General features: G+C 63.1%; 29 protein-coding genes. 25 read left to right on the top strand and 4 right to left on the bottom strand.

Annotated features, from left to right (window positions below):
- The 18 genes from WS69_RS20215 to WS69_RS20290 form a co-directional block, all read left to right on the top strand.
- Positions 1-624, top strand: a 624-nt coding sequence (locus WS69_RS20215) for an anti-CBASS protein Acb1 family protein (RefSeq protein ID WP_156438275.1), incomplete at its 5' end; no start/stop codon positions are given.
- Entirely contained in the window at positions 621-1,379 is a 759-nt protein-coding gene (locus tag WS69_RS20220) for a phage minor head protein (protein WP_059472462.1), read from the top strand. The genes WS69_RS20215 and WS69_RS20220, both read left to right, overlap by 4 nt.
- A gap of 152 nt (positions 1,380-1,531) precedes the next feature.
- Complete coding sequence (locus WS69_RS33590; RefSeq protein ID WP_156438277.1) at positions 1,532-1,699, top strand: hypothetical protein; 168 nt, start codon at positions 1,532-1,534, stop codon at positions 1,697-1,699.
- A 1-nt stretch (position 1,700) separates the two neighbouring features.
- Positions 1,701-3,164 carry a DUF2213 domain-containing protein gene (locus tag WS69_RS20225; protein ID WP_059472463.1) on the top strand — a complete coding sequence of 488 codons (1,464 nt, stop codon included), beginning with the start codon at positions 1,701-1,703 and terminating at the stop codon, positions 3,162-3,164.
- A gap of 9 nt (positions 3,165-3,173) precedes the next feature.
- A complete protein-coding gene (locus WS69_RS20230) occupies positions 3,174-3,680 on the top strand; it encodes a structural cement protein Gp24 (protein ID WP_059472464.1) in 507 nt (168 codons plus the stop codon).
- A gap of 69 nt (positions 3,681-3,749) precedes the next feature.
- Complete coding sequence (locus tag WS69_RS20235; protein ID WP_059472465.1) at positions 3,750-4,841, top strand: DUF2184 domain-containing protein; 1,092 nt, start codon at positions 3,750-3,752, stop codon at positions 4,839-4,841.
- A gap of 10 nt (positions 4,842-4,851) precedes the next feature.
- Entirely contained in the window at positions 4,852-5,322 is a 471-nt protein-coding gene (locus WS69_RS20240) for an STY1053 family phage-associated protein (RefSeq protein WP_059472485.1), read from the top strand.
- A 64-nt stretch (positions 5,323-5,386) separates the two neighbouring features.
- Positions 5,387-5,767, top strand: coding sequence for a DUF4054 domain-containing protein (locus tag WS69_RS20245; protein WP_059472466.1), 381 nt, complete (start codon positions 5,387-5,389; stop codon positions 5,765-5,767).
- Between the two features lie 28 nt (positions 5,768-5,795).
- Entirely contained in the window at positions 5,796-6,275 is a 480-nt protein-coding gene (locus WS69_RS20250; RefSeq protein WP_059472467.1) for a hypothetical protein, read from the top strand.
- 57 nt (positions 6,276-6,332) lie between these two features.
- A complete protein-coding gene (locus WS69_RS20255; RefSeq protein ID WP_059472468.1) occupies positions 6,333-6,710 on the top strand; it encodes a hypothetical protein in 378 nt (125 codons plus the stop codon).
- On the top strand, positions 6,707-7,297 hold the full coding sequence (locus tag WS69_RS20260; protein ID WP_059472469.1) for a phage neck terminator protein: 591 nt from the start codon (positions 6,707-6,709) through the stop codon (positions 7,295-7,297). Before WS69_RS20255 ends, WS69_RS20260 begins: the two co-directional genes overlap by 4 nt.
- Positions 7,298-7,306: 9 nt before the next feature.
- Entirely contained in the window at positions 7,307-8,782 is a 1,476-nt protein-coding gene (locus tag WS69_RS20265; RefSeq protein ID WP_059472470.1) for a DUF3383 domain-containing protein, read from the top strand.
- 15 nt (positions 8,783-8,797) lie between these two features.
- Entirely contained in the window at positions 8,798-9,238 is a 441-nt protein-coding gene (locus tag WS69_RS20270) for a phage structural protein (RefSeq protein WP_059472471.1), read from the top strand.
- A gap of 2 nt (positions 9,239-9,240) precedes the next feature.
- The gene (locus WS69_RS20275) at positions 9,241-9,792 is read left to right on the top strand and encodes a phage tail assembly chaperone (protein ID WP_059472472.1); all 552 of its coding nucleotides are present in this window, start codon (positions 9,241-9,243) and stop codon (positions 9,790-9,792) included.
- Positions 9,793-9,839: 47 nt separating this feature from the next.
- Positions 9,840-9,983 (top strand): DUF6889 family protein, encoded by a 144-nt coding sequence (locus WS69_RS34225; RefSeq protein WP_179950383.1) that lies wholly within the window; start codon positions 9,840-9,842, stop codon positions 9,981-9,983.
- Positions 9,976-11,898: a hypothetical protein gene (locus WS69_RS20280; protein ID WP_059472473.1), complete on the top strand. Its 1,923-nt coding sequence runs from the start codon at positions 9,976-9,978 to the stop codon at positions 11,896-11,898. The genes WS69_RS34225 and WS69_RS20280 overlap by 8 nt, the downstream gene beginning before the upstream one ends.
- On the top strand, positions 11,895-12,473 hold the full coding sequence (locus tag WS69_RS20285; RefSeq protein ID WP_231747178.1) for a phage baseplate protein: 579 nt from the start codon (positions 11,895-11,897) through the stop codon (positions 12,471-12,473). Before WS69_RS20280 ends, WS69_RS20285 begins: the two co-directional genes overlap by 4 nt.
- The gene (locus WS69_RS20290) at positions 12,473-12,778 is read left to right on the top strand and encodes a phage baseplate plug family protein (RefSeq protein ID WP_059472475.1); all 306 of its coding nucleotides are present in this window, start codon (positions 12,473-12,475) and stop codon (positions 12,776-12,778) included. The genes WS69_RS20285 and WS69_RS20290 overlap by 1 nt, the downstream gene beginning before the upstream one ends.
- Here WS69_RS20290 and WS69_RS20295 read toward each other — a convergent pair.
- A complete protein-coding gene (locus tag WS69_RS20295; protein ID WP_059472476.1) occupies positions 12,768-13,271 on the bottom strand; it encodes a helix-turn-helix domain-containing protein in 504 nt (167 codons plus the stop codon). The genes WS69_RS20290 and WS69_RS20295 overlap by 11 nt on opposite strands.
- A gap of 299 nt (positions 13,272-13,570) precedes the next feature.
- Between WS69_RS20295 and WS69_RS20300 the strand changes: the two genes are divergently transcribed.
- The 4 genes from WS69_RS20300 (at position 13,571) to WS69_RS20310 (ending at position 16,310) form a co-directional block, all read left to right on the top strand.
- Positions 13,571-13,834, top strand: a complete 264-nt coding sequence (locus WS69_RS20300; protein ID WP_059472477.1) for a hypothetical protein — start codon at positions 13,571-13,573, stop codon at positions 13,832-13,834.
- Entirely contained in the window at positions 13,834-14,592 is a 759-nt protein-coding gene (locus WS69_RS34230) for a phage antirepressor KilAC domain-containing protein (protein ID WP_059472478.1), read from the top strand. The genes WS69_RS20300 and WS69_RS34230 overlap by 1 nt, the downstream gene beginning before the upstream one ends.
- A complete protein-coding gene (locus WS69_RS33595) occupies positions 14,589-14,912 on the top strand; it encodes a hypothetical protein (protein WP_156438279.1) in 324 nt (107 codons plus the stop codon). Before WS69_RS34230 ends, WS69_RS33595 begins: the two co-directional genes overlap by 4 nt.
- Before the next feature lie 429 nt (positions 14,913-15,341).
- Positions 15,342-16,310, top strand: coding sequence for a phage protein (locus WS69_RS20310; RefSeq protein WP_059472479.1), 969 nt, complete (start codon positions 15,342-15,344; stop codon positions 16,308-16,310).
- On the opposite strand, the gene WS69_RS20315 is transcribed toward WS69_RS20310, so the two are convergent.
- Complete coding sequence (locus tag WS69_RS20315; RefSeq protein WP_059472480.1) at positions 16,307-16,699, bottom strand: hypothetical protein; 393 nt, start codon at positions 16,697-16,699, stop codon at positions 16,307-16,309. The two genes, WS69_RS20310 and WS69_RS20315, sit on opposite strands and share 4 nt — an antisense overlap.
- A 10-nt stretch (positions 16,700-16,709) precedes the next feature.
- Between WS69_RS20315 and WS69_RS20320 the strand changes: the two genes are divergently transcribed.
- Positions 16,710-17,456 carry a Gp138 family membrane-puncturing spike protein gene (locus tag WS69_RS20320; RefSeq protein WP_059472481.1) on the top strand — a complete coding sequence of 249 codons (747 nt, stop codon included), beginning with the start codon at positions 16,710-16,712 and terminating at the stop codon, positions 17,454-17,456.
- Between the two features lie 65 nt (positions 17,457-17,521).
- Here WS69_RS20320 and WS69_RS20325 read toward each other — a convergent pair whose 3' ends face one another.
- Positions 17,522-17,821, bottom strand: coding sequence for a HigA family addiction module antitoxin (locus tag WS69_RS20325; RefSeq protein WP_059472482.1), 300 nt, complete (start codon positions 17,819-17,821; stop codon positions 17,522-17,524).
- A gap of 17 nt (positions 17,822-17,838) precedes the next feature.
- Positions 17,839-18,117 (bottom strand): type II toxin-antitoxin system RelE/ParE family toxin, encoded by a 279-nt coding sequence (locus tag WS69_RS20330; protein WP_059472483.1) that lies wholly within the window; start codon positions 18,115-18,117, stop codon positions 17,839-17,841.
- A 61-nt stretch (positions 18,118-18,178) separates the two neighbouring features.
- Between WS69_RS20330 and WS69_RS20335 the strand changes: the two genes are divergently transcribed.
- A complete protein-coding gene (locus WS69_RS20335; RefSeq protein WP_059472484.1) occupies positions 18,179-18,532 on the top strand; it encodes a hypothetical protein in 354 nt (117 codons plus the stop codon).
- Positions 18,529-18,993: baseplate J/gp47 family protein (locus tag WS69_RS20340; protein WP_197419289.1), on the top strand; the 465-nt coding region annotated here is incomplete at its 3' end. The genes WS69_RS20335 and WS69_RS20340, both read left to right, overlap by 4 nt.

An 18,993-nucleotide genomic window follows, 5' to 3' on the forward strand; every position in this document is an offset into this window, starting at 1 on the left:
GGGCAGTCGAACGAGGGCATCACCCTCATCGACGCGACCGACAAGTTCGAGACGCACCAGTACGCGTTCAGCGGGCTGTCCGACGTGTTGCTCCAGTTCGCGATGCAGCTCAGCGGCGCGACGGGAATTCCGCTCGATCGCCTGTTCGGCCAACAGCCGGCCGGACTGAGCGATACCGGAGAAGGCTCGCGGCTGCTGTACCACGAGAAAGTCCATACGCGGCAGGAGCGCCGGCTGCGTAATCCGCTGCACGGCCTGCTCGACGTCATGTGTCGGTCCGAGATCGGCCAGCCGCTGCCCGAGGATTTCGCGTACGAGTTCCGCCCGCTGCAGGAGATGTCGGCGGCCGAGAAGGCGGAGATCGGCAACAAGACGGTCGACTCGGTGACGAAGGCGGTTGACGCAGACCTGATTCCTCGCAGCCAGGGCATGCGCGAGCTGAAGGCATCGTCACCCGATACCGGCATGTTCGGCGATATCTCCGACAAGGCGATCGAGCAGGCCGAACTCGACGAGCAGGGCGACGAGCCGCCGGCGATCGACATGGCGTTGCCCGCCGTGCCGGCCGCCGCCGGCGCGCGCACGAACGATTCATTGCTTCGCAGGTTGTTCCGACGCCGATGACGCTCACCCTCGACCGAAAGCGCGGCCGGCGCAAGAACCCGGTGCGCCTGAGCGGGCCCGAGCGACAGTACAGCCTCCAACTGCGGAAGATCGCCGAGCAGGTCGGCGTGCTGGTGAACGGTTTCCCGCAGGGCGATCCGCAATGGGCACCGACGATCGAAGAGTTGCTCCGGCGCTACGCCGAGGCGCTCGCGCCGTGGGCCGAGGCGACCGCCGCGCGGATGCTCGCTGACCTGAACCGGCGCGACGAGCAGGCGTGGATGCAGCAGGCGGCCGACATGTCGCGCGCGCTGCGCGACGAGATCCAAAACGCGGCAACCAGTGAAACGCTGCGCGCGCTGATGGCCGAGCAGGTGACGCTGATCAAGTCGATCCCGCTCGAGGCCGCGGAGCGCGTGCACCGGCTGACCATCGAGTCGATGGTCGACAGCACGCGTGCGGCGCAGATCTCGAAGGCAATTCAGGAGTCTGGCCAGGTCGCGAAGAGTCGCGCCGACCTGATCGCGCGGACCGAGGTCTCGCGCGCCGCGACGTCGCTCACCGAGGCCCGTGCGCGCAGCGTGGGGAGCACGCACTACATCTGGCGAACCAGCGGCGACAGTGATGTTCGCGCCGGGCACCGCGCGATGGAGGGCAAGGTCTGCGCGTGGGACGAGCCGCCCGAGGTCGACGAAAACGGCAAGTACATGCGGTTCCACCCCGGGCAGATCTGGAATTGCCGCTGCTGGGCCGAGCCGATCATTTCGGACGAGTAGGCGAGAGCCATGACCCCATTCATTTTTCGAATTCCCGGGCTTCTGACGTACAGGCGGCACGGCGAGCTCGCGCACCTGCAGATCCTCGGGCGGTGCATTTACGTCCGAGCCGGGAGACGCCGTCGCCTGGTGGGCATCGTTTGGGGGAGCAATTGACTACGACGACCCGCGAATTCACGTTCCGCGTGCGCACCGCGTGGTGGCTGCCGCTATACATCCGGGCCCTGATCGTCTGGTGCCGGCTCACGCGAGCCGAGCCCGATTACGAGCGAGTCCGCCGCGTCGCCGCGCGCGGCATCCGAACCAGTCTCGAAGGCTGACATGCGCATTTACACCATCGACCACGCGTGCACCTGCGGTTCGCACGCGCCGCGCGCTCGCGCGCATACCCGCGACGGCGTGACCGCATCCGGCATGTTCACCGCAGAGAAGATCGGCACGCGTCGCTCGCTGATGCCCGAAGGCTTCCTGCTCTGCGAGGAGGTGCCGATCGCGCGCGTCGGCTCGCAGGACTACGCGTATTTCGAGCTTCCCGAGCTCGAGGCAAAGGACGGCGTGATCGTCGCCGAACGCACGGCCGACGTGCTGTTCAGCCCCGAGACGCTCGCCAGCTTCGAGGGCAAGCCAATCACGATCGATCACCCGCCGGATTTCGTCACGCCGGCGAACTACATGTCGGTCGCGCGGGGCACCGTGCGAAACGTGCGGCGCGGTGAGGGCGCGCAGTCCGAGCTGATGCTCGCCGACCTGCTGATCACCGATGCCGAGGCGATCCGCCGCGTCCAAAGCGACGGGCCCGACGCCCTCGATCAGGTCAGCAACGGCTACGACGCCGACTACGAACAGATTGCGCCTGGGCGGGCGCGACAGGTGGTGATCGTGGGCAACCACGTCGCACTCGTGAAAAACGCCCGCTGTGGCCCCGTGTGTTCCATCGGGGATAGCGCTTCCAACCTACTCCCGACAGGAGATTCCAGCATGGCAAACAAGAAGCAGTCGACGTTGCTCGAGAAGCTGCGCAAGGCGTTCATGACGCGCGACTCGGACACGTTCGAGAAGGTCGCGAACGAGATGACGGGCGACGAAGGCGAAGGCGAAGGCGGCAACGGCCAGCCCCAGATTCACATCCACATGCCCGGCGCGGCCGGCGATCCGAAACCCAGCGCGGTTGCGGCAACCGGTGACGAAGGCTCGGGCGGTGGCGAAAGCGATCCGCTCAAGCAGGTGCTCGATGCGGTCCAAGCGACCAACGGCAAGATCGATGCGCTCGCCGAGCGCGTGACGAAGCTCGAGGGCGGCGGCACGCCGACCGGCGACGATGACGACGACCTCGGCGAAGGATCCGGGACGACCGACAACGACGGCACCGGCGCCGGCGGCGACGACGGCAAGGGAGGGGCGAAAACCGGCGACAGCACGGCGCTGCGCGACGAGTTCCAGGACGCGCTCTCGCGCGCTGAGATCCTCGCCCCGGGCGTCCGCCTGCCGACGTTCGACGCGAAGGCCGTGCGCAAGAAGACGGTCGACGCAATCTGCGTGTTGCGCCGCCGCGCGCTGCGCGCCGCAATGGACAACGAGAACGCCGAAGCGGTCAAGGCTGTGACCGGCGGCGCAGACATCTCGGGCATGCCGTGCAACGCGGTTCAGGCGTTCTTCAACGCCGCTTCCGAATTGGTGCGCGGCAAGAACTCGGGCGTGCTGCAGCGCCGGACGAGCGACTCCGCTCAGGCTGCGCGGAAAGACATCAACGAAGTCCACGCGGAATTCTGGAAGAACCGCAAGTAAGGAGCCGACATGCCCTCGTATCAAGCCTATCAATTCCGCATGCCGGCGGGTTTCCCCGGCGATCTCCAGCGCGCCGAAGTCGCGACGATCGAGACGCAGCTGATCGATCCGGCCGCACCGCCGACGGCGTTCGGTGTGCCGGTGAAGATGGTGAACGGCAAGATCCAGCCGATCAACAACGCGGCCGACACCGTAGCGAGCGTCTACGGTGTGAACCTGCGCGCGTACCCGATCCAGGGTAACGGCAACGATCCGCTCGGCACGTCGACGCCGCCGACGGGCGGCCCGACCGACATCCTCAAGCGAGGCTACTTCGACGCCGCGCTTGGCGGTACCGCGCCGGCCACGAAGAACGGCACGGTGTACGTGCGCGTCGCCGCGGCAGCCGCCGGGAAGCCGCTCGGTGGTTTCGAGGCCGCGGCCGACGGCGCGAACACCATCGCGATGCCGTCGAACTGGTATTTCACCGGCCCGGCCGACTCGTACGGCATCACCGAGATCGCCGTCAACATCTGACCCGGCGCTGAACAGCGCTTCACCCGAAGCCCCGCAACCGCGGGGCTTTTGCATTTCTGGAGCCATTACATGGACATGTCCGAACTGAAGCACCTGCGCCGGGCCGGGGCGTCGATCCCGATGTCGGCGGCCGTCGCGGACGCGACGCGCCGACTGATCCGCGCGCGCACGCAGGACCAGCAGTACACCTACGACCGCGCCACGATCGACTCGACCGGCGCGTTCCTCGTCGGCCAGCTGGAACGCCTCGACCAGACGCTGAACGAGCCGCTCGTCGAGTACACCTGGTCGCGCGACATCTACATTCGCAGCGACGTGTCGGCGGCCGACGAAGTCGCGTCGTTCACGAACTCGGCGTTCGGGATGAGCGGCGGTATCAACCCGAACGGTCTGAACTGGATCTCGAACGAGGGCAACGCGCTGGCGGGCCCGTCGGTCGACATCGGCAAGACCGCACAGCCGATGCTGCTCTGGGGTGCCGAAGTCAAGTACACGGTGCCCGAGCTCGTGAAGTCGCAAGCGCTCGGCATGCCCATCGACTCGCAGAAGGTCGAGGCGATGAACATGAAGCGCAACATGGACCTCGACCAGATCGTCTACTACGGCGATCCGCAGATGAACTTCACCGGCCTGGTGAACTCGATCGGCGCCGTCGGGAGCGTTTCGAACGTCGCGAACGGCGCGGGCGGCTCGCCGCAGTGGAACACGAAGACGCCTGACGAAATCCTGAAGGACGTCAACGAGATCCTGACGTCGGCGTGGCAAGCGTCCGGCTGGAAGGTGAAGCCGAACCGCCTGATGCTGCCGCCGGCAACTCTCGGCGGCGTCGCGTCGCGCCTCATCAGCACGGCCGGCAGCAAGTCGATCCTGACGTACCTGCTCGAGAACAACATCTGCACGCAGCAGGGCACGCCGCTCGAAATTCTCGAGCTGAAGTGGCTGATCGGCGCCGGCGCCGGCGGCACGCAGGGCCAGCTCAATACGGTGGACCGGATGGTCGCGTACAACAGCGACAAGAAGTATGTCCAGTTCCCGATGACGGACCTGCAGCGTACGCCGCTCGAGTACCGCTCGCTGTTCCAGATCACGACCTACTGGTCGCGTATTGGCCGCGTCGAATGGCGCTACGGCACGACGGCCGCTTACCGGGACGGGATCTGACATGGCGAAGATGGCGAAGATCAACGTTCTGACGGCCTTCACGATCCGGCTGCTCCACGAGGGCGAGGAGGTCGTCCGCCGAATCGATGCCGGCGTGCAGGAGGTCGAGGACTTCATCGCTGACCACTGGTACGCGAAAGCGCACATCGGTCCGATGCCGGCCGGCGTCTCCGACGCGAAGGCGACCGATGACGATGCAGCGGCCCAAGCCGCTGCCGACTCTGCGGCGATCGCGTCGGCGAAGGCCGATCTGCAGACCGAGTCGGAGCGCCTCGAGAAGCTGCGCGCCGAACTCGATGTGTATGGCAAGGGGCTCGACGAGCGCGCGGCAGCGCTCGACGCGCGCGAAGCCAAGGTTGCGTCGGGCGAGCAGGATCTCGCCGCGCGTGTCGCCGCATTCGAGGCGTCGCAGAAGGATACGGCCAAGGACACTGCATCGGACGGTGCCGGGCAGAAGTCCGGAAGCGGCAAGAAGGCATAATGGCCTCCCGGCGGCGCGCCGGCTCGGCGCGCGTCGGGCACCCGACCATTCGATGAGGTGACCCGTGGACGTATCCCAGTTCAGACAGTCGTTCCCTGAGTTCGACGCAACGACGTATTCCGACCCGCTCGTGCAGTTCTGGCTGACGGTCGCGGTCTCGCTCGTCAACGCTGAGCGCTGGGGCGAGCTGACTGACCTGGGTGTCGCGCTGGTCACCGCACACCATCTCGCGCTGGCGGCCAAGGATCAGAAGACGGCGGCGATCGGCGGTGTGCCAGGGCAGGTGACTGGGCCGCAGTCGTCGAAGTCCGTCGACAAGGTCAGCGCCAGCTACGACACCGCAGCCGTCGCGATCAAGGATGGCGGATTCTGGAACGGCACGATGTACGGCGTCCGGTATCTCAGCCTCGCACAGATGATGGGCGCGGGCGGCATGCAGCTGTAACGCCGCCGATGCCCATCGGGAGAACCCCATGGGCATGACATTCGACCGCCTCGACGAGATCCTGAAGTCGATCAGCGGGCTTGTGCAGAAGGAGGTGCTCGTCGGCGTGCCTGACAGCACCGCGGGCCGCAAGGACCAGGGAGAGCCGCTCAGCAACGCCGAGATCGGCTACATCCTGGAGAATGGCTCGCCGGCGAACAACATCCCGGCGCGCCCGCACCTGGTGCCCGGCGTGCAGGACGCGCGGCCGAAGTTCGAGCCACACCTGCAGAAGGGCGTCGAGGCAGCGCTGGACGGCGACCTCGAGAAGGTTGACCGAAGCCTGAACCGTGCTGGCCTCGTCGGGCAGAACTCGGTGCGCGCGAAGATCAACAGCAACATCCAACCGAAGCTCGCTGACTCGACGCTGGCCGCGCGCCGGCGCCGCGGCGTCACGCGGGAGAACACGCTGGTTTTCTCCGGCCAGTACCGCAACTCGGTCATATACGTGGTCCGCAAGAAGAAGTGACCATCACCCCGAACATCGAGGGCCGCCACGAGCGGCCCTTTTGCATTGGAGCCAGCGATGGCCTTCCTCGACGTCACCGATGTCCTGCTCGATCCCGACTTCATGGACATGGGGCTGATCTGCAACCGCATGACGCAGGTCACGGATGAGAAAGGGCGCGCGCACAACACGCCCACGTCGACGACGTTCTCCGCGGTCGTGACGAGCGACAAGGGCGACATCCTGCACCGGAACGCCGACGGCAGCCGAATCATCGGTTCGATCACCCTGCACACGCCATTCCGGCTCCGCGACGGCGCCCTCGGCGGTGACGCCGACGAGGTGGTCTGGGCCGGCGCCACGTACACCGTCGTCAACGTGAACAACTACTCGCACTTCGGCCAGGGCTTCGTCTGCGCGACGTGCGACATCAAACCTCTCTCGGGGGCGTCATGACCGACAGCTCGACCGGCGGATACCTGGCGCCAGCCGTCGATGCGCCGCCGGCCGAGGACGACGCCCTTGACGATCTGGTCCACGACCTGATCGCGGGCATCACGGCGCTGCCCGGCGACCTCGTGCGGCCGCGCTGGCAGCCGACCGTCCCGAAGCAACCCGAGCCGTCCGTCGACTGGTGCGCGTTCGGCGTTCAGGAGCAGGAGCCGGACGCCGGGCCGGCGATCCAGCACGACGGTACCGGCGACGGCCATGACACGTACATCCGGCACCAGGACATCGACGTCCAGTGCACGTTCTACGGGCCGCACGCGAAAGGCTACGCGCAGCGGCTCGCCGACGGCCTCGCGATCCCGCAGAACCGCGAGCAGCTCCAACTCCAGGACATGGCATTCGTCACCGCCGGCACGATCCGCCCGGCGCCGGACTTCGTGAACCAGCAGTGGGTGCGGCGCTACGACATGACCGTGACGCTGCGCCGCAAGATCACCCGGACCTACGCGGTCCTCAACCTCAAATCGGCCACCGTGGCGACGACGACCGACTCGTCGACGCCCGTGTCCGGCGTTTCGAACATCAACTCGTAGGGGACCAGCATGTCCAACGGATTGCCGGTATCGCGCCTGATCAACGTGACGATCAACCTCGCCGCGCTGGCGGCGCAGGGCGCGAACATGAACACCGGGCTGATTCTCGGCCCGTCGCCCATCATCGATACCAACGAGCGCGCGCGCTCGTACGGCGGCATCGATGAGGTGACGCCTGACTTCGGCACGAACACGCCGGAGTACTACGCCGCCGCGCTGTATTTCAACCAGGTGCCGCAGCCGAAGTCGCTGTTGATCGGTCGGTGGGCGAAGACGGCAACGGCCGGCTCGCTGCGCGGCGGCGTGCTGTCGGCTGCGCAGCAGGACATCGCGGTTTGGGATGCGGTCACGACCGGCGCGTTCAGCATCACGGTCGACGGCGCGGCGAAGTCGGTCACGGGGCTCGACTTCTCGGCACAGACGAACCTGAACGGCGTGGCGACGGTGATCAACGCCAAGCTGACGGGCGCGACTATCGCCTGGACCGGTTCGCAGTTCGTCGTGACGTCGAACACGACCGGCACGAATTCGAAGGTCGGCTATGCGACGGCGCCGGGCACCGGTACCGATATCTCGGCGATGCTCGGCCTGACGAGCAGCCTTGCCGGCTCGCCGGCGGACGGCATTGCACCCGAGCAACCGGTCGACGCTGCCGCGCTGTTTCTCGACCGCTTCGCGAATCAGTTCCTCGGTCTGGACTTTGCCGATGCGTCGATCACGGACGCGCAGCACATCGCAGTCGCGAACCTCATCGAGGCCGATCAGCGCCACATCTACGGCATCACGACGCAGAACCCGCAGGTGCTCGACTCGACGGTGTCGACCGACATCGCGAGCCAACTGAAGGCGCTGAAGCTGAAGTACACGATCCTGCAGTACTCGAGCTCGACGCCGTACGCGGTGTCGTCGCTGCTCGGCCGTCTGCTGACGGTGAACTTCGACGGCAACAACACGACGATCACACTGATGTTCAAGCAGGAGCCGAGCGTCGCCGCCGAGCAACTGACCAGCACGCAGGCCAACACGCTGCAGGCGAAAAACTGCAACGTCTTCGTGAACTACAGCAACGACACATCGATCATCCAGTACGGCGTGACGCCGAGCGGGCTGTTCGCCGATTCCGTCTACAACGCGATCTGGTTCCGCAACCGCATCGAGACGGACGTCTACAACCTGCTGTACCAGAGCCCCACGAAGATCCCGCAGACCGACGGCGGCAATGCCCAGATCGCAGCAACGATTTCTGCGGCCTGCGAGGCTGCGGTGAACAACGGCTATCTCGCGCCCGGCGTCTGGAACTCAGCAGGTTTCGGCGCGCTGAATCAGGGCGATACGCTGGCGAAGGGGTACTACGTCTACGTACCGCCGATCGCGACGCAGTCGCAGGCCGACCGCGAGGCGCGCAAGTCTGTCGTGTTCCAAGTCGCGGCGAAGGAGGCCGGCGCGATCCACAGCGCCGACATTCTCGTCAACGTCAACCGCTAACAGGGGCATCTCAACATGGCGACTTACAGCTTTCAGGACGTCGCGGCGACGATCGTGGGGCCGGGCGGCGCGTTCTCGCTCGGCTACGGCGAAGCGACCGCGGAAGAAGGCATCACGATCGTGCGCGCTGGCGACAAGAACACGATGATGGTCGGATCGGATGGCGAGGGTATGCACAGCCTGCACGCCGACAAATCCGGCCAGGTCACGCTGCGGTACCTGAAGACCGCGCCGATCAACGCGAAGCTGATGGCGCTCTACGATGCACAGTCGCTCGACAGTCGGCTGTGGGGCAAGAACCTGATCGAGATTCGGCAGACGGCCGCCGGTGACGTGACGACCGCGCGCAGCTGTGCGTTCAAGAAGGCGCCGGACCTGAAGTACGCAAAGGACGGCGACACCGTCGAATGGGTCTTCGACGCGATCAAGATCGACAACATCCTCGGAACGTACTGAGCATGACGACCGAAGTCAAACTGAACGGCGTACGGTACGCGATCGGCAAGCTGAGCGCGATGCAGCAGTTCCACGTGTCGCGGCGCATCGCGCCGATCATCCCGCCGATGATCCCGGTATTGATGAAGTTCTACGCTGAACTCGAGCAGGCAGACGTCGCTCGCGAGCAGGCGCGCGCGAACACCGCGCTCGCGGCGCTCGCCGAAGGCAAGGAGCCGAGCGAGGGAACGGACGCGCCCGCGGCCGACAAATCGCGCGAGCTGCTGTCGCTGGTCGACGCGATCGCGCCGGTGCTGCAGCCGTTCGCCGACGCGCTCGCCGGCCTGAAGGACGAGGACGCCGAATACGTCTTCGGCACGTGCCTGTCGGTCGTCGAACGGTGTCAGGGCGCGGGCTGGGCGAAGGTGTGGTCTGTCGTGCACAAGACGGCGATGTTCGACGACATCGGCATCGACGTGATGCTGCCGCTCGTCGTGCGCGTTGTAGTGGCGAACCTCGGCCCTTTTATCAGCGGGTTGCTTACCAGCCAAGCGAGCAGCCCGGCGGCGACCTAGGCTGGATCCGCACGCTGCCCGGCGGCGAGGACTGGCTGCTCGCGCCCGTGCACGCGCAGATGTGCCGGTACGAGTCGCTGATCGACGGGACGCTCGGCCTTGCCGACGTCGCGCTGATGAACGACTCCATTGCCGTCCGGGCAGACAACGACGCGGCGTTCCGCCGCAAGATGGAAAGAGAAAATGGCTGATTCGGTCGTCATCCGCGAGTTCCTGGTCGCGCTCGGCTTCAAGGTCGACGAGAAGGGCCTGAAGAACTTCCGGGAGGGAGTCGAGGGCGCGACGAAGGGCGTTGTGCGCCTGATCAGCACGATTTCCGGTGCGGCGCTGACCGTCGGCGCGGGTGTGTCGGCTTTCGCTTCGAAGCTTGAACGGTTGTACTTCGTCGCCCAACGTACCGGCGCTGCAGAGACGAGTCTGAAATCGCTAGAGTTTGCAGCGCGTAACTTTGGTGTGTCGTCGGATCAGGCGATCGGCACGGTCGAAAACCTAGCCCGTATGCTGCGGAACGTGCCTGGAAGCGAGGGGCTGCTCCAGCAGATGGGCGTCCAGACGCGCGACGCGAATGGCAATCTCCGCGACTCGGTCGATCTACTGACCGACCTCGGGTCGAAGCTCGCTAAGTTGCCTCAGTATGAAGCGAACGCATACGCCGGCGTTTTCGGCATTGACGAGAACCTGCTTCTCGCGATGCGTAACGGTGACTTCGACAAGTACCTCAAGCAGTATCGCGAGATGTCGAAGTCGACGGGGCTCGACAAGGCGTCAGACGATGCTCACAAGTTCATGGTCTCGCTGCGCGGGCTCGGCACCACCTTCGAGAACCTCGGCATTCGCGTCGAGGGCGCGATGCTGCAGAAGGTCGGACCGCAGCTTGACCGGTTTCAGCGTTGGATGGAAGAGCATGGCGATGAGATTGCAAACCGTGTCGCTGACATCGCTAATGCATTCCTGCGAGCGGCCGATACGATTGGCCCGATGCTGGTAGCCGTCGCCGATCAGTTTCTCGCCCTCGACAAGGCCACTGACGGATGGTCGACGAAGCTGATCTTCCTCGCGGGCATCTTCAAGGTCTTGGGTGGGTTCCAGCTTATCGGGGGTATCTGGAAGATGGTGGCCGCGCTGCGCGCGATGGGGGCTGCGAGCGCTGCGGCATCGGCAGCGGGTGCCACTGGCGGTGTCGGGGGCTTGCTCGGACGCCTTCTCCCGTTTGCGGCTCGGCTTGCAGGTGGCCTGGGGTTGTTGCTTCATAGCGAAGACCTGAACAAGGGCGAGAAGAATACGCTCGATCGGTTTCAGCCGAAGGAAGGTCAGCAATGGTCAGCGGAAATGGCGAGCCCGCAAAGCGAGTCGAAGGCACCTGGTTCGAGCTCGGATGGCGGGAGTTTGAAGCGTCTGGCCGATAGCGCGTTTGGAAAACTCATCGCGCGTGGCGAAGGCGACTACAACTCGGTCAACCGCGGGAAGGCTGGCGGCTACAAGTCAGGTACAGAGAATTTGGAGAACATGACCGTCGCGCAGGTCATGGCGGCGCAGCGCTCGCAGAAATTCAACGCAGCAGGGCGCTATCAGATCATCAAGGACACACTCGTTGAGGCGGTTCGCTCGATGGGGCTGAAGGGGGACGAGAAATTTGATCGCGGAATGCAGGACCGCATCTTCGAGCAATATCTCGTGAGCAACAAGCGGCGAGCGATCTCCGACTATCTGTCGGGGAAGTCCGACCAGCTCGGCGCTGCCATCTATGCCACGGCAAAGGAATGGGCCAGCGTCGCGGTGCCAAAGGGAATGAAGACCGAATCCGGTCGAATTTCTGATGGCACGCTGACGTTCTACGATAAGTCCGGAAAGAACAAGGCGACCATTTTTCAGGCTCAGATGGAACAAGCTATGCAGAACTCGCGGGCGCTGTATCAGCAGCCTCAATCCGCAGTTGCGCAGATGGCCGGCCGCGGCGACGTGTCGCGCTCGGTCGACGTGAAGCAAGATGTCCGCATCGAGGTGAACGGCGTCAGCGACCCTGCCGCCGCCGGCCGTGAAGTTGCGCGGCAGCAGGCGTCGGTCGCGAATGCGATGGCCCGCGACATGCGAGGGGTGATAGCGTGAGTTTCGGTCTTGACATGGTCTTGCTGTCGTCTAAGTCGATCGGCGACATCACGATTGCCGTGTCGATCGAGGAGCGGCACAACGACGAGTTGACGATCACTGAGCACCCGGTTGAGGTAGGCGCGCAGATCACCGACCACGCCTACCGGAAACCGAGTGAAGTCGTGATGCGATGCGGCTGGTCCAACTCGGATTACGAGGCGCTACTCGGAACGTTTCAGGCGCTCTTCAACGGGAGTCTGCCGAGCGCCGACTATATATCGGGCGTGTATTCGCAGCTGCTCGCACTCCAGCAGTCGCGCCAGCCGTTCAACGTGACGACGAGCCGGCGTCAGTACACGAACATGCTGATCAGCGGCCTCGCGGTGACGACCGACGCCAAGACCAGCGCTGCTCTGATCGTGACAGCGACGCTTCGGGAAATCATTCTCGTTGAGACGAAGGTTACGACGCTGCCGCCCAAGTCAAACCAGGCTGACCCATCAGCGACGTCGGAAGTGCAGGACATGGGCACGAAGCGGCTCGTAGCAGGCAATCCGTCACCGGGTGGTGCGGTGCCCTCGGGGAGTTGGTGATGCAGATCTATGAGGTGCCACTGTCGGCCGATGTGCAGGCATTCAAGATCTCGTTGGGCGGCACGATCTATCGGTTGACGCTGGTCTATCGCGGGCCGGCCGGATGGGTGCTGGACGTTGCCGATGACAGTGGGACGCCGATCGTGAGCGGGCTGCCCTTGACCACGGGGGGCGACTTATTGGCCCAGTATCGGCACCTGGGTTTTGCTGGGCGCTTGTGGGTGCAGGGCGCGGAAGATCCTGATGATGTGCCGCAGTACGGTGATTTGGGTGTTGGGTCACACGTTTTCTGGGTTACGGATTAGGGTCGTCCGCTTCTGGGCCGCCGGACGCCGGCTTCGCGATGCCATATTCCTTTGCAAGTATTTCGGCGACCCTTCTTGCGATTTTCTCGTCTGTCGAGGACAGTCTATCACTGCCGATTTTGGAAAGCAGAACGTATGACGCCGTTTCGCTGAGCAGCGTACTGACGCTCTTACCGGACTCAACCGCGAGCTTTCTGAGCGCGATGAATTGCTCGTCAGATAGGTTCACGGTAACAACCCGGCCAGGCGTATGAGTGTCGTCTTTTTCGATGTCATTGACGCTGCCTTCGCCCGTTTCAAGCCATTCAGGGAGCACATCCAATGCTTCCGCGAGACGCTGAATCATCTCCGGGCGAGGCTTGTTCTTTCCCATCTCGTAGCGGGAGAGTTGGGTCGGCGCTATTCCTACGCGAGCGGCCAGTTCGGCTTGGCTCAGCTTCAGGCCGGCCCGAGATCGAATGATGCGCGCGCCGATACTATCTTTTGTGTTCATAAAAGTACATGTTAGTCTTGCAATGTACTTTGATGTACTCTATGATGAGCACATCAGGACATTTGATGACGGATGTGTACGGGAGTATAGACGATGGGCAGACAGCGTAGCGTGACCCTAGCGGTGAAGGTACGTCCGGAAGTTCGGGATTGGCTGATGGATGTTGCGCAGCGGCAATTCCGGTCTCTATCAGCTGAGGTTTGTATGCGCTTGGAAAGCGCGTACCAAAAAGAAAACGCCCAACCGGCGGCAACCGGTCAGGCGTTGGTACAGCAGTGATCCACTACCAAAGGAAGATCATGAAGAATGATAGCACGGCAGCAAACATTGGCAAGGCCGCCCCGACGCTTATCGAACGTCGGGTCGTCGACCTTTCGAGCATGATGGACAACCAGGTGCGCTACATGCGCGCGCTGTTCATCGCGATCAAGGCTACGTCGGAGGAATCGTCGAAGGTGGCAGTCGACTTGGCTGCGCTCGGTCAGTGGGTGGCGGAAAACGCCGAGGACTTCCTTGACGTGGGTTGCAAGGACGTTCTGTCGGCAAGCCGGGAGGTGCACTGATGAACGCGCTCACGATTACCGGCGTTGCCATTCGTACCGACGCCGAAGGGCGGTACTGCTTGAATGATCTGCATCGGGCAAGCGGTGGAGAGGCGAAACACCAGCCGGCGAACTGGCTCCGCATGCAGCAGACGACCGATCTCGCTGCGGAGATGGAGAGGGAGATTCCTCACTTTCGAGGAATCCAGTCAAAACAAGGGCTTGGAACGTTCGTCGTCAAGGAACTGGTCTACGCCTACGCGATGTGGATCAGCCCTGCATTCCACCTGAAGGTGATCCGGGCCTACGACGAGATGGTGTCGGGGGCTAAGGTCGCGGCGCCGTCGCTCCCGAATTTCGCGAATCCGGCAGAGGCCGCACGCGCTTGGGCCGAGCAGTTCGAGCGGCGCGCTGCACTCGAGCAGGAGAAAAAGGCGCTCGATGCCAAGGTGGCCGAGCAGGTGCCGAAAGTCGCAGCATTGGATCGCATAGCGGGAGCCGAAGGGAGTGTTTGTATCTCGGATGCGGCAAAGAGCCTCGAACTGGCCCGCAAGAAGGGGTTTGCACTGCTGTCTTCGGGAACACGTTGGATATATCGGCGTCCGGGCAGCGCGGTCTGGATCCCCTACCAGTCCGTCGTCGAGAAGGGCTTCATGGAGCTTCGCGTTTTCACGGTGACTCGCCCGGATGGCACTGAAAAGCTTCTGGAACAAGCAATGGTTACCCCCAAGGGGCTTGCCTATCTTGCCGAATATGTCGCAAATGGAGGCATTCGATGATCAAGCGAACTTGCTCGAATTGCTCGGCATATGAAGCGGGCGGGTGTCATAACAGTTTGGGTGATGTGGCACCCGGCGATTACTGTGAGGCGCACAACCTTGATGATGGCGAGACGCCGAATTCGGACCCGCCTGTTAAGCCTGAGCCATACTTGGTATCGCCGCAGGCGTTGCGGGACGGGTTCATGGCGCTAAAGCTGGTGCGCATGGTTCGTGAAAATGGTTCGACCGAGCTGATGCAGATGCCGGTCATCACGCCGAAAGGGTGGGCGCATTTGGAGTTGCTTGCTCAGCAGAGTAATTCTCCGCATCGTCATTGATGACGTGTGCCCGCTCTATGCGGGCATAATGGTTGCGTTCCGGATTTCCGCCTCGGCGGATCTACGCGGCAAGGTATGGCATGAGCGGGTTCGGCGTGCGCCGGAACGAACGATCGGCCCCGCTTCTTTGGGATGCGATGCGCATCCGTTATTTCACAAAGGAGCGATCATGTTGAAAGATGAAATTAGCAGGGCATTTCGTGCGTACTTCCTCCGGTGCCGTCGCGAGGGTTTTGTTCCGAAGCAGCCGGCAGTCGGATGCTGCGGCGTAGAAAGACGCAATGATGACGACTACGTTGTATTGAGGAATTCGTATCACGTGCTTGCCACGTATCGAGTTTCGAAAGCGACTGGCCGCCTTATCTACATGCCTGCGTAGCTGTAGTTTGGCCCTCGGTAATCCCGAGGGTTTTTTATTGAGAGACGAGAATGACGACTCAATACCTTCGGAAGGCCTCGCTGGTCATCGGGAACGACAGCGACGCGCTCGACTTCTCGGACCTTCGATTCAGCTTCGACATTCGCCGCGGAGACCTCCAAACACCAAACAGTGCACGCGTTCGAATTTTCAACGTCGCGGATGACACGGCGCAGCGAATTGATGGCGAATTTTCAAGGCTCGTCCTGCAAGCCGGCTATCAAGATGGGCCGTTCGGCGTGTTGTTTGATGGCGTTGTGAAACAGGTCCGTCGTGGTCGGTACAGCCCCACCGAGACGGTTGTCGATGTGATGGCCGCGAGTGGTGATGCGTGGTACAACTGGGCAACCGTAAGCACGACGCTGGCGGCCGGCTCGACGTTCATGGACCACGTTCAAGCTGCGACCGGCACATTGCCGAAATACGGCCTGACGACCGGTTATATGCCTGAGTTTGATGTAAAGCCGCTTCCGCGCGGGAAGGTCATCTTTGGGATGGCGCGCGATGTCCTTCGCAATGCGGCGATGAACTTAGGCGCAGATTGGTCAATTCAGGACACGCAGTTCCAGATGGTCCCGCAGAACAACTACATCCCCGGCGAGGCGCTGGTCCTTACGGCTCAAACTGGCATGATCGGCCTGCCGACGCAGGACCAGAACGGCATCACGATCAAGTGCCTGCTGAACCCGAACGCGCGGATTTCTGGGCTGGTCAAGATCGACAACAAGAGCATTCAGCGTGCAGAGTATTCGCTCACGGTGAGCGATTCAGCGGCCAAATCGAACGCCTACTTGAAGTATTTCAGTCGATTGAATCGCGATGGCACGTACAAGATTCTGGTCGCAGAGCATGAAGGCGATACGCGGGACAATCCGTGGTACACGACTCTAACGTGCATCGACGTGGATCTTTCCATGAACCACGCTCAGTTGCCGAAGGCAAACGTCGCCGGTCCGGGCCCGGTCAAGCCTTGGGGTTAATGGCATAGCCGCTCGGCATTTTCGGCGATTGTTCCAGTGAACGGGGATTTCGTGACAATGGCTGTTCCGTCTGGTGATGCATTAGCCTTGGTGAAAATATCGGCGAGTTCGGTATTCCGATCTCCCCCCGAGCCGATGAGGACGACCTTGTTTCCGAGAGCAAGCCCCCAGCAGCCGTAAAATTTTTCGCTGCCTAGGTTTTGCTCGAAGTGCCGAAGATCCTTCTGATTGACGATCGGTAGCTTGCATGCCCTCTTTGGGTAGAGGACTTCGTACTCGTCCGCGAGTTTGATCTTGTCTCCAACGCATTTTTTTGTCAGCACGTAGACCGGTTCGGCATGTGCTGAGAACGCCGCGCAAGCAATCGCGAGTGCAACAAGCTTTTTCATTCTTCCCCCGATGGACAAACTGCAAAAATACGGCGACCCGATGGCAGCGCTGGGTACGGCTATGCGCGCGTCTCGGGCCGATCTGTGGACAGCGATGCCGGGCATTATCTCGGCTTTCGATTCCGCGGCCATGACGTGTCAGGTTCAGCCAGCTATCAGGGCGCAGGTGCAGCAGCCTGATGGTTCGGTGGTGACCGCGTCACTGCCGCTGCTAGTCGACTGCCCGGTCCAGTTCCCCGCCGGCGGAAATTGTACGTTGACGTTCCCCGTGGCATCCGGTGACGAGTGCCTGGTCGTGTTTGCGTCGCGCTGCGTCGACGCGTGGTGGCAGTCTGGCGGAGTGCAGGAGCAGGCCGAGCTGCGCATGCACGACCTGTCGGATGGCTTCGTCCTGCTCGGCTTTCGATCGCGTCCGCGCGCGCTCGCCGGCGTCAGCGGCGGGTCGACGCAGCTGCGCAGCGACGACGGCGCGACGTACATCGACCTGAACCCGACGCTGCAGAAGGTGAAGATCGTGGCGCCGGGCGGCTTCGATGTGGTCGCGCCGCTGTCGACATTCTCAGCGGCCGTGACGATCACCGGCCTGCTGACGTTCGTCGGAGGTATGGTCGGCAGCGCAGCGAGCGGTGCCGCGGCCGTGTTCAACGGCATCCTCAACGTGATCGGCCGGATCACGGCGAACGGCAAGCGCGTCGACGACACCCACACGCACAACGGCGTGCAGCCGGGAAGTGGCAACAGCGGCACCGTCAACTGAGCAGGCGGCGTGCCAAAGAAAAACCCCGCATTGCGCGGGGTTTGTCGTTTCTGGGGCGGGATTGCTCAGGCGTGCGCGTGCTCTCGGATCTCGCGCAGCGCGTCGTCGCCGATCTTTTCCTTGGCGAGTTCGGTGTCGTAGTGCGTCTGGAGGTTCATCCAGCTCTGCGGGTCGACGTTGAAGAACGCGCCGAGGCGTACGGCCGTATCGGCCGTAATGGCGCGATCGCCCTTGACGATTTCGTTGATGCGACGGGCCGGAACATTGATCGCTTTCGCGAGGGCATATTGGCTGATGCCCATCGGCTCCAGCCAGTCTTCCGCCAGGATTTCGCCGGGCGTCGCCAGGGGTACTTCTCGGGTCATGACTTTCTCCGGGTTGGTCAATGGTAGTCGACGATTTCAACATCGGATGCACGGCCGGCGGCGAACTTGAAGCAGATGCGCCACTGGTCATTGATGCGGATGCTGAATTGGCCTTGCCGGTCTCCCTTCAGCGCTTCGAGCCGGTTGTTCGGCGGGATGCGGAGGAAGTCCAGATCGGCCGCAGCGTGCAACTGCTGAAGCTTGCGAATTGCGACGCGTTCGAAATTGACGAAGCGGGCGACCCGCGTGCCATTGAACAGCGCCTCAGTGTCACGGCAGTTGAACGATGTAATCATGGGTTGATGATAACGCAATGCGTTAATAACGTCAAACGTTACTAACGTTTTTGGGGTACGAATGCGATACCGAAAACTCGACGCTGACGGCGATTACGTCTTCGGCGGGGGCGACGCCGACTTCCTCGTCAATGTACCGGAGGCGGTCGCGCAGGCTGTTCAGACGCGCCTTCGGCTGCTGCGCGGCGAGTGGTTCCTCGACACGACGGTCGGCATGCCGTGGGCGACCGACGTGCTCGGGAAGTACACCAGTGGCACTTACGACGCGGCGATCCGCCAGTGCATCCTCGGCACGCAGGGCGTGACCGAGATCACGAACTACTCGAGCTCGGTTGACTCGGAGACGCGCAAGCTGAGCGTCACCGCGACGATCAACACCATCTACGGCGACACCACAGTGAAAACGACGCTATGACGATTTCGAGCCCTGTTGCGGTAATCGATGCAAACGGCATCACCGCGCCGTCGTATGCCGAGATCCTCGACTACTGGCAGACCAAGTACCGGTCGATCTACGGCCAGGACACCTACCTCGAGCCGGACAGCAAAGACGGACAGCTCCTTGCCGTGATCTCGGCTGCGTTCAACGACAGCAACTCGGTGGCGATCGCGATCTGCCAGTCGTTTAGCCCCGCTACGGCACAGGGCGCGGCGCTGTCGAGCAACGTGAAGATCAACGGCATCGCGCGGAAGGTCGCATCGTACTCGAGCGCAGACCTGGTGCTCGTCGGCCAGGCCGGCGCGACGATCACGAACGGCGCGGCGAAGGACGGTAACGGCTTGAAGTGGATGCTGCCGGCGACCGTGACGATCCCGCCGAGCGGCACGATCACCGTCACGGCGACGTGCGCGACGATCGGCGACGTGTCCGCTCGC

This window comes from Burkholderia sp. BDU5 (genome assembly GCF_001522845.1).
GTDB lineage: Bacteria > Pseudomonadota > Gammaproteobacteria > Burkholderiales > Burkholderiaceae > Burkholderia > Burkholderia mayonis.